Here is a 14,470-nt window from a genome sequence, read left to right as displayed (position 1 = left end):
TCACCAAGCCGATATCATGTGCTCAAACATGGAAGTGTTTGAGCCTTGTGCTTGGGTTAGCTCGATAACCTCTCTCAAGTAAAAAATTGGAATATGAGGCTTATAAATAGCCTCTGTTGGGACTCCGAACTTGACTTTCAAGTATCCATCCTCAAGCAGTCGAAACACTTGCTCAACTGATGTCCTGAGTAGTAGTGCACTATCGACTTGATTGATTAGCGTATCTGCAATATTGGCATGTTGGCATTTTGGATAACGGTTAACTAAATCAATAAAATAGTTAGCCAACTGATCCAACACTAAATTGTTCACTCTGTTTGTTGTTACCAGTCTCGTATTCTGTAATTGCTCACACCAAATGTCGTTTACCGAAATTTGGTTAAATCTTGAGGTCTGCTTTTCAATAGCCTTGCTTTCTTGTGTTTTCAAATAAGACAAGTAATTGTCAGGCCAATTTGAAAAATAGCGATTGAACTTTGGAAGAAAGTAGTCATCATCGAGTTCGACACCACTGTGCTTTGAAAACCACAAATATTTACCGAACTCTAGCGAGAGCTTGTCAGCATTTTCTGATGATTCAAAAAGCGATGCCGACATCGATTCTTCAGTTTTTTCTGATGGTTTGATTTGCCTAAAGTCATAACCACACGAGCAAAGCTCTATATTTTCACTTTGAATGTAGTTGATATCATTTCCGCATTCAGGGCAGTTAAAAATTAGCTTTACTTGGTGCTTAGGACAGCGCTGTATGGGCTTTAAATGCCAAATAAATCGAATATAATTTCTTTCTTGAAGGCACAGGGGGCAAACAGGAATTACATGCTCTCTAAGCATGATATTTGGAAAAAGCACATTACTTCTTGCTAGAGCTACATAACTTCCAAAGTGTCTATTGGTTCTCAACACAGCTACTCTTAACAAGCAACTGGGTTGCAAATCACAAAATTCCTCCAGCAATTTTATTGCTCTTACACGATATGCACTGGAGTTATGTGCTTTGTGTAAATTCAACCTTGATAGGCTAGCTGATAAAGCACCTTTTAACTCTTTATCTCGCAGGCTAATAAAAGCACTTAAGCTTTGAAGAAATAAGCTTATTTTTTGAAAACCATTGCTATGAGCACAACGAATGAAATAACTTTCAAGTGCTTCGTCTGGAAACAATTTTATTCGTTTAAGAAATTTCATTGTTTGATGATAATCCGATAATTAGAAGATCAATCGAATTTGTTTAGTACTTAGTGTTCTAAATTATTATTACTTTTTGGACAAAACTTCAGATAACTTCAAATCATCAAATTTAATTTTTGTATAAATAGCATCAACTATTCTTTCTTCTTTTCTTTTTGCATTTTTTTTGAATTTTGAACTTGTCTTTTGTTGATATGCGATGACATCACGAACAGATTTAATAGAGAATGGATTTTTTTCTTTAAAGTTGGCATTTTCATTAACAGCTTCAATAAAATTACTTTCTTCTACAACACTTTTTCCTTGTAATATGGCATTTTCACAAGCTGGAATGATTGTTCCATCCATTAGCTCAGAAATATTGCCATGAGAAGCAGCAAATAACCTGAAAGCCATCTCTACCTCCCATAATGTTCGATAAACATTAAGCGGTAACTTTTTTTGAACGTTTTGAAGAAACATTTGAAATTTATTAAAATTTTTAAGAGTGTAGTTTGATAATTCAAAGTGATATCTCACTCTTCTTCTTAGTTGCGCATTTACATCAATTACAGGCTTCGCCCACGGCACACCAACTAATACGATTGGTATGCGACTTTCATTAATTAAAATTTTGAACCATTCACCAATTTCTTGAATAACATTTTTATTAGTTGTTTCGATCGCATGCTGAACTTCATCAACAATAATTAACTCTGTCTTTACTTCCTTCAGAAGATAAACCAGACTTTGAGTCAGCTCTCTAACATCACCCTTTGGCCTTTTCAAAGGATCACCTAACTTACTAAGCAATTGTGATACAACTGGTTTAGGGTGCTTCGCCTTAGGTAGTTGACAATATAATACAGGAACAATGGTTTTTTCACCGTCATCACAACTCACATCGTAGCTGGGGTGACTTTCAAGGTACTGCTCGATAAAAAATGTTTTACCAACGCCAGTTTCTCCCGTTAGTAACATACACTTGGGAGGAACTCTATAATTGTGTATTTTGCTGTACTCTCGAATATCCTTCAAAGCAATCAAAGTCTTTTCTAATGAGTCAGTAGGCACAAAAAAAATTAGGCTTTCTATTAAATCATCTTCCTTTTGCTTCATATCTCTGAACCTTTGGAACTAAAAGTTTAACTTGTCTGGCAACGAGTTATGAATACCATCATAAATTTCTAGCACCTCATTTGATTCTTCCGTATCAGAATGAATCTCTTGAACAGTAGGAATTTGTGTTGATATATCAGTAACAGATGACTTAACTGTTTGATCAGTTTGTTGTCCCACATTCATAAATCTTGAAAGCTTTTGACTTGATGATATTTTCTTGGAACTGGCAGAATCTAAAAAATTTGAAATCAGTTGCATAATTTTCATTTTGGCAGCAGCTAAATTTTCAGTATTATGCTCTTGTTGCAGCTTATTTTTATTGAACGCTTTAATCACTTGATGTTGATGTAAGCTTAGCCCTTTTGCATATTTTTGATCTACGGCAGGCACTTTGAAGTAGTGCTTGTAAGAAGGGTTTCTCTCATCTAAAACATAGATAAAACCAAGGTCTTCTCTGTTATATTTCATAGTAACCTTAGTAAATCCTACTTCTGATCTGTATTTCAACAATTCATCATTGTCATACCAAATATGATCAAACACGATTCCAGCAGGGCTATTCTTTCTATCTGTCGTTTCTGAAAGGACAATATCTAAATCATCCTTATTCATGACCCTTCGAGGTACTGATTTAAGATCTTCTTGCCAGCTAACACGGGGAATAATTGTACCTTTAGAGACTAAATCTTGTTGATAAACATCAACAATCCAAACATGGAACAACTTTAAAAACAAATCCATTGTTATCACAGCATGCTCTTGAGGATTATAGAGATTAGTATCAACAATATCTGGGAAAACCTTACCTTTCATATCGTCGAACAACTTAGTATTGATACTCTTAAAAAAAGATTCAACAGAACCTTTATACCAAGGGTGTTTAGCTGGGTTTCGTTCAATTCTAATATTTAAATCATGACATGCGTCAATTAAGGCTACACTTTCAAAATCCTTTCCCCTATCAACAGCTAATGTTTTCGGAATACCATAACAATCCCATTCACTCTCTACTTCAGGATAAAGTTCCTTTAGGTATGTTTTTGGTAAAATGGAATGCTTTAATGCTCTCGCAACACTTAAATAGGAAGGTTTCTCAAAACCAATGTAGAACCCTAAAATTGATTTAGACTTATAATCAAGTAATACTGTGATATACGGACGCCCCAGTATCATTGATAACTTACTATCTACGATGAATAAATCTGCTTGAGTATGATCAACTTCTACTCGCTGAAGAATAAACTTAATTTCTTGAGAAAGTTGATTAAGTTTAAACCTTTTCCTAGCTTCATCTTTACCTAACCTTGCAGCAAAAATTTCGTTCTTAGCAAACTTTTCTAACCGTTTTATAAATGCAGATAAAGAGGGAACTTTTATTTTCTCTGATTTAGAAAGAATCTTATTATCATAATTAATTAATGTCTTAAGATAATCATATGCACTAGAAATTGATGGTCGCTCAGGGGTTTTGAAATACTCAATCGCAGCCGCGATATAAGGCTCTTTGATTTCATCTAATTTAACATTTCTATTCCCTTTTGCATGATGGATAGGAAGTAAAGCCCGAATACTACAGTTAGCATCTCTAAAACTCTTTAACCAATATTGAACCGTTCGAACCCCTGGCTTTTTGGTAAGAGTAGTGAATGAATTTGCGTTATAAATTTGTTCAACAATAGGCTTAAGTATCGTTCCGCTATGCGACTTCAAATTTTGTTCTAAAATTCCAGAAACAAAAATATATCGCTCTCTTGCCTTCTGCTTTGACTCTTCTGGAAAACTGGCAAAATCTATTACATTGTTTTCTAATAGCTTTCTTGTGCGAAGATCTTTTTGGTGAATGATTGCAATACCGGATACAATTAGCTCATCGAGTTCTCGGCTTTTTCTTGTCGAAGCAATTCCTGAAAAGCTATCAATCAATTTAATTATATCTGGGCTGCTATAGATTATTTCATATTGATGACTAACATCATGATTTTTGATAGTTATAAAATCACCAGTTTCATAAGTAGCATTCATAACTCTCACCACTATGCTTAATCGAAGTTTGAGTTGATAAAAACTCGGTATCTATGGGCGCTAAAATCTTTCGGTCGAAGATAAGCTTATAAACTTGCTCAAGCTCTGAATCAAAGTTAACTTTAGGCAATAAATCTGAAATTAAAACATCATCATTTTGATCTAAGGTATTAATTACTTTTACCAAGAAGCCTTTATCTAAAGCTTTATCATGAGAAGCCCAAAGTAGCGTAAGATTTTCATATAGTGGCTGCTTTCGAATCTCATCTTCGGTTAATACTTCAAATTCGAATCCTTGAGACTCACAAGCGGTTTTAATAGCTAAACGCCAGTCATCAAAGTCGCTAATTCGATCAATATCTCGATTATACTTGATTTCTATAAGACGTTTCTTGCCATCAAAGTAATTAACTAATAGATCAGCTGTGTAACAGTGCTTTTCGTCATTGAGGAAATATTTGATACAATGAGGTTGGGGCTGGTAGCTTACAACCTTAGGGTCAAATTCAAGGTAGTAACAAAGGTCTGCCTCAAGAGTCCCTTCTGTAAAAGTAGTCTCATCTAGTGATTTTTTGGCAGGAAATACGTTTATAGATCTCGACATCAATTTCTTGACGTCTCGCCTACCTCTGTTTTCATCGTCTTTACACATTAGCGTTGCTCCAGAGTGGTCACAGCGCTAGACTCTTCCTTTTACTATGTTAAAGCAAGTTAACCTTTGTTAATGCGCAAACTTATGGTGTAGCAAAATGCAAGCTTATGGTGTATTAATGCAAGCTTATGGTGTAATCATCAAGTCATATTTCGGCCAAATCCCCTTTAGTTTCAAGCCAAGTCTTACGATCACCACTACGCTTTTTCGCCAATAACATATCCATTAGAGCAAGAGTTTCTTCGGCGTCATCAATGGTTAATTGCACCAATCGGCGAGTATTCGGGTCCATAGTGGTTTCCCGAAGTTGCAGCGGGTTCATTTCACCTAGACCTTTAAATCGGGTGACTTGTACTTTGCCTTTTTTATTTTCAGCAGCAATACGGTCTAAAATGCCCTGCTTTTCCCCTTCGTCTAAGGCATAAAACACTTCTTTACCGATATCGACACGGAATAACGGTGGCATGGCAATATATACATGGCCTTTTTCGACTAGCACTCGATAGTGCTTCATAAATAAAGCGCATAACAGTGTAGCAATGTGCAATCCATCGGAGTCGGCATCAGCCAGAATACAAATTTTGCCATATCGAAGTTCAGAAATGTTTTCGCTATCAGGATCGCAACCAATAGCCACTGAAATATCATGAACTTCTTGTGACGCTAATACTTGTGAAGCGTCTACCTCCCATGTATTTAAAATTTTACCTCGTAGCGGCATGATGGCTTGAAATTCACGATCACGCGCTTGTTTGGCACTGCCGCCTGCCGAGTCCCCCTCCACTAAGAAGAGTTCACCTTGCATAGGATCTTGAGTGCTGCAATCTGTGAGTTTACCCGGTAATGCTGGTCCTTGAGTGACTTTTTTGCGTGCGACTTTTTTGGCAGCTTTTAAGCGTTTTTGTGCATTGTTGATGCACATTTCCGCCAACGCTTCAGCGTATTCGGTATTGGAATTTAACCACAAAGAGAAGGCGTCACGAACGATACCAGAAACAAAAGCGGCACTTTGACGACTAGAAAGCTTTTCTTTGGTTTGCCCTGCAAATTGTGGATCTTGCATTTTGATGGACAATACGAATGACGAGCGATCCCAAATGTCTTCGGGCGACAGCTTAACACCACGAGGAGTAAGATTACGAAATTCGCAAAATTCTCGCATAGATTCCAGCAGGCCTTGTCGGAAACCGTTGACGTGAGTACCACCTAGTGGAGTTGGGATCAAGTTAACATAGCTTTCATTAAGACATTCACCACCTTCTGGCAACCATGTGATGGCCCAATCAGCGGCTTCCAATTTAGCGCTCATACTACCAACAAAAGGCTTTGGCGGCAGCATTTCGTTCCCTTTTGTGGATTCTTGTAGATAGTCATTTAAGCCATCTTCATAATGCCACTCTTGGGTTTCACCCGTTTGCTTGTTGGCAAATTTGATTTTTAGACCGGGGCAGAGGACCGCTTTAGCTCTCAGCAAATAAGTAAGCTTAGTGACGGAGAAATTAGCTGAATCGAAATAACTTGCATCAGGCCAAAAATGTACTCTAGTGCCTGTATTGCGGCGACCACAAGTGCCTATTTCTTGTAACTCTTCAACCTTATCGCCATTTTCAAACGCCATTTGATATACTTTTGCGCTGCGGCGTACCGTAATTTCTACGCGTTTTGATAAGGCGTTTACGACTGAGATCCCCACCCCGTGCAAACCACCAGAAAATTGGTAGTTTTTATTGGAAAATTTACCACCCGCATGGAGCTTTGTTAGGATCAACTCCACCCCAGGGATACCTTCTTCAGGGTGAATGTCCACCGGCATGCCACGCCCGTCATCAATCACTTCTAGAGAGTTATCTTGATGTAGAATCACATCAATTTTACTTGCATGGCCAGCCAGTGCTTCATCGACACTGTTATCAATCACCTCTTGACCTAAATGGTTCGGACGGGTGGTATCCGTATACATGCCAGGACGACGTTGAACTGGCTCGAGTCCGTTTAGCACTTCAATAGCATCAGAGGTATATTGATTGGTCATAACTGGTTTCTAGCGTCTCTAGGTTAATAATTGGGAGTATAACTATTTGTTCTATAGTAACAATGTTGCGATGCCAATTAACAATTTGTCAACTGTAAAAATTCGGCAATGGCAGGTAAATGATCCTTATAACCCACGAAACTATGATCACCACCAGCTTCCAACGTCATCTTACAGCTATGATACTTACTTAATGCCTGTCTGTAATCCAATACTTCATCTTGCGCTTGTTGTAACACATATATTTGATCAGGTCGGCGAATGGTAGGCGTATCCAGTTCAAGTAATTGCTGTTGATGTTCAGGGATGACTTCAAAGTATTCTTGGGTATATGGATTATATTGCTGCCCAAGCCAATCTTTCATCAATTCATAGGGTTTTACAGCTGGATTGATCAAAACGGCTTTACCGCCATAATGCTCAACTAAATGTGTTGCAAAGTAACCACCCAATGACGAACCTATAAAGCGTAGTGGGTGCACATCTTGTTTCGCCGTTTCCACAATGCTTTTTAGTAGTGCCATTGCTTTACGTGGACAATAAGGAAGTTGTGGCTGATAAAAGGGTAAATCAGGAAAATGCTGTCCAATAAATTGCGCCGTCTCAAGTCCTTTTTCTGACTGAGGGGAGCTGTTAAATCCATGAATATAAAGCAGCATAGTTCCTCACACTGCGGAAATTAACCTACTAATATCCGCTGGCTTCATGCTCAGGTGAAAAACGCTCACCTTTAACACGATAAACAGTTGTTCGAATGCTACCATCACTCTGTAATTGCAGCAATCGATAACCCGGCTGCAATCCATCCAATGCAAAGTGATTAGACTTAGGCGTAAATTGAATACAGGTTGACGGCGTAGCAAGCAGTGGGATATTCCCATGTTGTCCTTTGTAAACTTCATTTACCTCTTGGTGAACATGCCCCCAAACAATCCCTTTAACTTGAGAGTAGGCTCCGACTCTCGCTAGAAATTCATCTCCATTTTGAACCCAATGTTGATCAAGCCAACGGCAACCGACAGGGATAGGATGATGATGCATAACAACAAGTAAATGTTTCTCTGGATAGGATTGTATAACTTGATCTACAAATTCAAATTGATCTTCTTCAACACGTCCAGCTGGCTTACCCTCAATCGTGGAGTCGAGCATTACAATATGCCAATTATCAAAAATCACATGCTTTTGAGGAAAAAGTTGCTTCCCTTGTAACGCTTGATGCATCATATAATTTTCATCGTGATTACCCGGTACAAAGTGACAAGGTAATCCAAGCGCCTGACTTTGCTTGGCGAAGCGATGATAAGACTCAACACTATTGTCTTGGCTGATATCTCCGGTCATTAACATCAAATCAGCGTGATGGTCATTATTGATGGCTAATTCTATAACCGCCTCAAAACTCTTCGAGGTGTTAACACCCAAAAGTTGTCCTTCATCAGAAGCGAATAAATGTGTGTCAGTGATCTGCAATAATTGGATACAGCCCTGCTGTTTTTCAGTGTAGGTGGAACTGAAGTTAGTCAATGTACTTTCCCTATCCATCATTCATCTTCAATTGCCGTTTGGCAACCTAATATGAGTAATTCAGATAAAAATGCATTCATTTGATATTTTTCATTAGTTTGATGCATTTTTGGATTCGGGTAATCATACACTGGTAAGAGTTGATAAATCTGTTGACTGCTTAACACTTCTGCCAACTGAGCATCATGATATAACCGCACTAACACTTTGGGCTGTTTAATATAATTATTCGCAGGAAAGCTGCGACGTATCTCAATAAGCTGAGTATATTTGGTATTCTCAAAAAGTTGGGCTTCTAATTGAACTGAACCTCTAGAAACTGACCATGTATCGCCAATATCTGCCTCAACTGGCAGCCAACGTAATAGTGCATGATAGTTTCGGCCGCACAAGGCTAAATATTGACTAACATTAGGTCGGTATTGAGGCTTTGTGTTCAGCATGCTGGCTATCAACCTTGAATTTCTTGATAGTGTAATTGTAGCCATTGTAATCCAATGACTGTAGCGGCATTGTTAATTTTTCCTTGCTCCAACCATTGATAAGCTTGGGCTCTTGAGACCACATGCACTTTAATGTCCTCTTGCTCCGAATCTAAACCGTGAAATCCTTGCGCCTTGGAAGCATCCACTTTGGCCCAATAAAAGAAAAAACGCTCTGATGTGCCGCCTGGACTAACCAATATTTGATTAACAGGCGTCAGTGTTTGAGCCACCACCCCAGCTTCTTCTGCAAGTTCAGCGTGGGCTACTTGCTCTGGTGTGCGATTTTTATCAACCATACCAGCCACTAACTCTAATAACCAAGGGCTTTCACTTTTACCCAATGCCGGAATACGTATTTGCTCTATAAGCACCACTTGATCCAATACAGGATCATAAGGTAATACCACAACCGCATCTCCACGCTCAAACACTTCTCGACTTACAGGCTGGCTCCACCCTCCTGCAAATAACCGATGAACAAATTGGTATTCCTCAACTTTAAAAAAGCCTTGAAAAACCGTTTGCTTACTCAACAACTGTACATCATTATCGTTAAATTCATTCATTCCAATTCTTGCAACCGACAGTTTCAATTTTCTCTAAGGTTAACACACAGATAGCTGATAAAATCTGTTACACTTCGAAGTTGACTGAAATAGAATTCATTTTTACTATTTATCATCTAGTTGTACAGGAAAGCGTCGGGAAGCGCCAACCACCTAAAATAATTTAAGGTAGATAAATACCAATTAATTTAGGTAAATTTTAAGGTTATTGTCTTGAACAAAGGCATCATGTCTAAAGGGCAGAAAATGAAATTTAAGATGAAATCCATATGCGCAGCACTGGCCTTCGCGGCAACGTCTTCAGCGGCATATGCTGATAATTTACTTCAGATTTATCAACAAGCACTGACGAACGATCCAATCGTGCTACAAGCTAAAGCACAGCGTGACTCGTTGTTTGAAAAAATTGAGCAAAATCGCTCAGGATTAATGCCGACCATCAGTGGTACCGTTGGTTATAACAAAACTTGGGCTAATTCTAACCCAAATGCTCAGGGTTACAGCGCTGGGGTAACACTTAGCCAAAACCTTTATAATCACAGTGTATGGATTGGGCTCGATCTCGCAGAAAAGGCCGCCACTCAAGCAGATTCTCAATATGCGGGTGCATTGCAAGATCTAATGATGCGCGTCACTTCAGCATACTTCGATGTATTAACCGCTAAAGATGACTACGAATTTAAGAAAGCCGAAAAGCGTGCAATTGATCGTCAGCTAGAGCAAACCAAACAACGTTTTGCGGTAGGTCTAACAGCGATTACCGATGTTCATGAGGCGCAAGCGCAATATGACTTAGCCACTGCATCTGAAATATTAGCGCAAAATACGCTGGATAACAGTTATGAAGCACTACGTGAAATCACTGGTGTGGACCATTTGAACATTGATACCTTAGATACTAAACGTTTTTCAGCTACGCCACCGTCACCTCAGTCGAGTAATGAATGGCTAAAACTTGCCGAAAACAAAAGTATTGCTCTAACGTCTGATAAGATTGGTAAAGAAATCGCAAAAGAAGCAATTGATGCTCAATGGGCAGGTCATTTACCAACCTTGAGTTTAAATGGCAGCTACAACAAGAATTTCAATGGTAAAGGGCAAATACCAGTAGACCCGACTAACCCTCTAAATAGAAATACAGTTTTTGATAACATCGCCGACAGTGATAGCCGCTCAATTGGTGTAACCTTAAACGTGCCTATTTTCCAAGGCTTTGCGGTATCATCACAAGTTAAGCAAGCGCAATACGCCTACGTTACCGCTAGCCAAAAATTAGAGCAAACTCATCGCAGCGTTGTGAAAAATGTGCGTAATAACTTTAACAATGTAAAAGCATCTATAAGTTCTATTAAAGCCTATGAGCAGTCTGTACTTTCTTCTGAAAGTGCTTTGAAAGCCACACAAGCTGGTTTTGAAGTGGGAACTCGTACCATTGTTGACGTTTTAAATCGTACTCGTGATTTATATAACTCGAAACGACAGCTTTCTGATGCCCGCTACTCATACATAAAGTCAATTCTTGCGCTAAAACAAGCTGCAGGAACATTGAATGAAGATGATATTATCGCCATTAATAATGGTTTGAATAAATAATCTTTTTCAAGCTTTCCACTATAAAAACCGCACCAAGCAGAGTGCGGTTTTTTATTTCCTGATCATCACTGGTTTTGCATCATGGATGTAAAAATAATATGAATCTGTTGTTACTCTGCTCAAAATACGGTTACTATTTGTCAATAAAATTCGCAGTAGCCACGGTGTTATGAGCATTTCTGTTTCTCAAATAGATGATAAAACCAAAGATGTATCAGCTAAGCGTAAGCTACTTAGTTTAGCGCCGAGGATTGGATTGGCCGCAGATGGTAAATATCAACCCAGTAACGCTTCTTTAACCGAACGGGCGAAGTATCGAAACGAGCAACAAGCATCTGTTTTCCAAAAAAATCTAGAAGCCATATACAAACAAGCTTTGGCATTGACCCCTGCGAATGTGACAGGAGCTGAACTTGATCCCGATTGGCTTCACCATTTTTATAATTTAGCCGAAACTATCCATAACCCAAAGATGCAAGAGTTATGGGCGAAGATCCTTACTCGAGAAATTACATCTCCCGGCCATTTCAGTATCGCCACTTTAAAGCGCTTAACTCAACTTACCCAAAAAGAAGCGCAAATCATGGAAAAAGTGACTTCATTAACCTGTACCATTAATCGTGATCCACAGGTTAAATTGTTAAGCCATTATCGTATTACCGGCGGTTGGCGACATTGGCTCAGCAAGTCCCCTAAGCAAACGCTCAATTTAGCAAAAGTTGGGATACCATACTCGTATATCGTAACGCTTATTGAGGCCGGTATTTTACTTAAGCAGGAATTCGAAACTGGCCAACTTGCCGCTAAACAGCCCGTATTACTGGATTTTGGACTTGACACCTTGCACCTTACCCCCAAGCACCGCCAACTGGTATTAGGCTATTACCGCTTTTCATTGATTGGAAATGAGCTCGCTCAGTTACTTCCTCCTCGTCCTCAAACGAAGCAAGCAAATCTCGCTTTATCAGAATTTCTAAATACAGACTTTCAAATTACTGATTCAACTAGAAAAATAAATTCTAAATGAATAGTGGATTAATATTTCACCCCCACAAAAAACTAAACAACTGATTTTAAAGTAATTACTATAACATTCGTGTTTTTCATATTTGGCATACTGGCTACAATATCTCTAGTATGAAAGCATAGGTGTTTTTATTAACTTAAGGAATGCAGGTGGCTGAAGGGTCTGTTTCACTATCAAAAGCAACTGCTGCCCTCCCTATTGAAGTATTTTGGAGTGACGGCAGCAAGCAGGAAAATGGACTACAAACAATTAAAGGGCTAGAGAGCATTCCGCTAAGCCTGCGGGATCAAAAACTGCTACAGATCAAAATTGTTGATGAAAATGATCCCTCAGCAACAAGAGCTGTCTATTTTAATGTAATTGAAAGTAATAATAACCATTACGAATTATTTTTTGATGCAGAAAACGATGATTGCGACTCTAGCAGTCAAGCTGCTATCCATGTTTATGATGCCTATAACCAATGGAAAAAAGCAATTTCAGCTGCTTTTTTTCCCAATGAGTGGATCATCAATAGATACTCTATTGTAGCAACCTATAAACCAACTGCCCATATTGACAAAGCATCTTGTGTAAATAAGCCATATCAATTCGATTATATTCCTAAACCAATAATGATCACATCACAACTCATGGGCCTACCTGAACAGCATTGTGGAGAAGTCACTGTTGTGTGGGATCGAAAAAAGAAAATGGTTATGGGACTGAATCAACTAAATGTATTAATGGCACAGAAAGCCACATTGCAAGCCTTAAAAGTAAAAGTCATTTCCTCCCTCACACATCAGATAGTTGATGAACTCTATTTCGTTGTCCAAAAGGAAGATGAAGGCTTACGTTTGCTGGCGCACAGCTCAATGGATTTATCTGTAACAGATAAAGAATGTAGCACATCTTATGCGTTGATCCATAAGACCTTTAATGTACTTCAAGCCAAGCTTCTCGCAAAAGAATTTAGACCAAAACCGAATGATATATATGAGCTAGTCGCTTTTTATTCTGATAAACAAGAAAAGTGCTATTTTTATCAGATTCCGATATTTTTTGATATGGTTTCCCCTAAAGCAGCGTCAAAAATAGCAGGAATTCCCCCCCTTAAAAAATTAACCTTTAAGGAAGCTAAAACGCAAGCAAAGCGAAAGCATAAATATGATATTCCAGCAAATAGATTAAGGCATTTTGATTTCGAGTCCACTCTGCGTTTTTTTAGAACCAAGATCACTAAATCAACTGATGAAGCACAAACGGCCACACCAGTAAACATTGATTGTGCCTTAGAAAAACACCTTGACATTCCGGCACAGCGAGATGTGTTGATAGAGAATCATATTATTCTTGACGAAGATCAGCTTCCTAATTTTATGGAAGAAGCCGTAGAGCAATTTGCGGCATTGGCACCTTTTGCTCAAAAACAATTGTTGTTCATTCCTATCGGATTACATCGAAATAAAGCACAGGCAAAGCATTCTGTATTTTGTGTGGTGACAAAAAAAGGAGCGATTTTAGTTGACTCCAAAATTCTTTCTGATAAATACTCAAGAAAAGTCAATGTGATACGCACAAACTGGCAAGAAGCGTTAGATGTAGAGCGATGCAACCTGTATGTCACCTATACTATCATGCAGTTAGCCGCTTATATTAATAGTCACCCTACAAATTGGGATTCATTTTCTTTTAAAGAGCAGCGTAACCTTTTAAAACAGATTTTAAGAAATCAAATTCAACGACCTAGTAATGATGAATTAGCGTCGCTATTTGAAGAAGTAGAAAGAAGTAATCCAGAAAGCGATGAGGCTGAATTTGTGAGTCTAACTGCTGAGCACACCTTGTTGAGTGCACAACAACAGTTTGACTTCGAAGCTGAGCAAACAAGTGACTCTGAGTTAAGCTCAAGTCACTCTACTACCTTAACTGATAAACAACAAAGCTCTATTGAAGAAGACCCATCCAGCGCAGCCATGAGTGAAGGTGCTCGTACTGAACTCCTTTCTACAGACTCCACTCACAATAGTAATGAATGTTCAATTACTTATAAAGATTTAACTACGACTTTGAAAATAACTCAGTCAACACAACAAGAGCCTGAATATGTGCTTGTTGGTATAGAAGATAAGGAGGAGCTAACACAGTCTATGTTTGAGAGTAGAACAAGAGCTAAAACCGTGATGGTAGACGACTTACAATATGTGTTCGTAGGTCAATTACCTGACCCCATTCCTGAATCTGAATCTGAATCTGAATCTGAATCTGAGTCCTAAAATAATACAAAAATAA

12 protein-coding genes are annotated in these 14,470 nt (G+C 38.5%); 3 read left to right on the top strand and 9 right to left on the bottom strand.

Translation table 11 applies throughout. The annotated features are described in order from the left end of the window. From D5018_RS06770 to nudF, 9 genes are all read right to left on the bottom strand, one after another. Entirely contained in the window at positions 1-1,188 is a 1,188-nt protein-coding gene (locus D5018_RS06770) for a TniQ family protein (protein WP_121838250.1), read from the bottom strand. Positions 1,189-1,257: 69 nt separating this feature from the next. Further along, the gene (locus D5018_RS06765) at positions 1,258-2,289 is read right to left on the bottom strand and encodes a TniB family NTP-binding protein (protein ID WP_121838249.1); all 1,032 of its coding nucleotides are present in this window, start codon (positions 2,287-2,289) and stop codon (positions 1,258-1,260) included. Positions 2,290-2,307: 18 nt separating this feature from the next. Then, the gene (locus tag D5018_RS06760; RefSeq protein ID WP_121838248.1) at positions 2,308-4,314 is read right to left on the bottom strand and encodes a Mu transposase C-terminal domain-containing protein; all 2,007 of its coding nucleotides are present in this window, start codon (positions 4,312-4,314) and stop codon (positions 2,308-2,310) included. Next, positions 4,298-4,918, bottom strand: coding sequence for a TnsA endonuclease N-terminal domain-containing protein (locus D5018_RS06755; RefSeq protein WP_165905009.1), 621 nt, complete (start codon positions 4,916-4,918; stop codon positions 4,298-4,300). Before D5018_RS06755 ends, D5018_RS06760 begins: the two co-directional genes overlap by 17 nt. A gap of 193 nt (positions 4,919-5,111) precedes the next feature. Beyond that, positions 5,112-6,998 (bottom strand): DNA topoisomerase IV subunit B, encoded by a 1,887-nt coding sequence (gene parE, locus D5018_RS06750; RefSeq protein WP_121838246.1) that lies wholly within the window; start codon positions 6,996-6,998, stop codon positions 5,112-5,114. 77 nt (positions 6,999-7,075) lie between these two features. Beyond that, positions 7,076-7,657 carry a YqiA/YcfP family alpha/beta fold hydrolase gene (locus D5018_RS06745; RefSeq protein WP_121838245.1) on the bottom strand — a complete coding sequence of 194 codons (582 nt, stop codon included), beginning with the start codon at positions 7,655-7,657 and terminating at the stop codon, positions 7,076-7,078. Positions 7,658-7,685: 28 nt separating this feature from the next. Further along, on the bottom strand, positions 7,686-8,543 hold the full coding sequence (gene cpdA / locus D5018_RS06740) for a 3',5'-cyclic-AMP phosphodiesterase (RefSeq protein ID WP_121838244.1): 858 nt from the start codon (positions 8,541-8,543) through the stop codon (positions 7,686-7,688). Further along, the gene (locus tag D5018_RS06735; RefSeq protein ID WP_121838243.1) at positions 8,543-8,968 is read right to left on the bottom strand and encodes a DUF1249 domain-containing protein; all 426 of its coding nucleotides are present in this window, start codon (positions 8,966-8,968) and stop codon (positions 8,543-8,545) included. Before D5018_RS06735 ends, cpdA begins: the two co-directional genes overlap by 1 nt. A gap of 8 nt (positions 8,969-8,976) precedes the next feature. Beyond that, positions 8,977-9,576 carry an ADP-ribose diphosphatase gene (gene nudF / locus D5018_RS06730; protein WP_121838242.1) on the bottom strand — a complete coding sequence of 200 codons (600 nt, stop codon included), beginning with the start codon at positions 9,574-9,576 and terminating at the stop codon, positions 8,977-8,979. 246 nt (positions 9,577-9,822) lie between these two features. Between nudF and tolC the strand changes: the two genes are divergently transcribed. The 3 genes from tolC (at position 9,823) to D5018_RS06715 (ending at position 14,454) form a co-directional block, all read left to right on the top strand. Beyond that, positions 9,823-11,169: an outer membrane channel protein TolC gene (tolC, locus tag D5018_RS06725; protein WP_121838272.1), complete on the top strand. Its 1,347-nt coding sequence runs from the start codon at positions 9,823-9,825 to the stop codon at positions 11,167-11,169. Between the two features lie 169 nt (positions 11,170-11,338). Further along, positions 11,339-12,196, top strand: a complete 858-nt coding sequence (locus D5018_RS06720) for a TIGR03899 family protein (RefSeq protein ID WP_121838241.1) — start codon at positions 11,339-11,341, stop codon at positions 12,194-12,196. A gap of 149 nt (positions 12,197-12,345) precedes the next feature. Further along, a complete protein-coding gene (locus D5018_RS06715; RefSeq protein WP_121838240.1) occupies positions 12,346-14,454 on the top strand; it encodes a hypothetical protein in 2,109 nt (702 codons plus the stop codon). The last annotated feature ends 16 nt before the right edge of the window (positions 14,455-14,470 follow it).

Source organism: Parashewanella curva, assembly GCF_003675895.1.
Taxonomy (GTDB): domain Bacteria; phylum Pseudomonadota; class Gammaproteobacteria; order Enterobacterales; family Shewanellaceae; genus Parashewanella; species Parashewanella curva.
The sequence above is the reverse complement of the archived record's forward strand: the minus strand, read 5'-3'. Positions and strand labels throughout refer to the sequence as shown.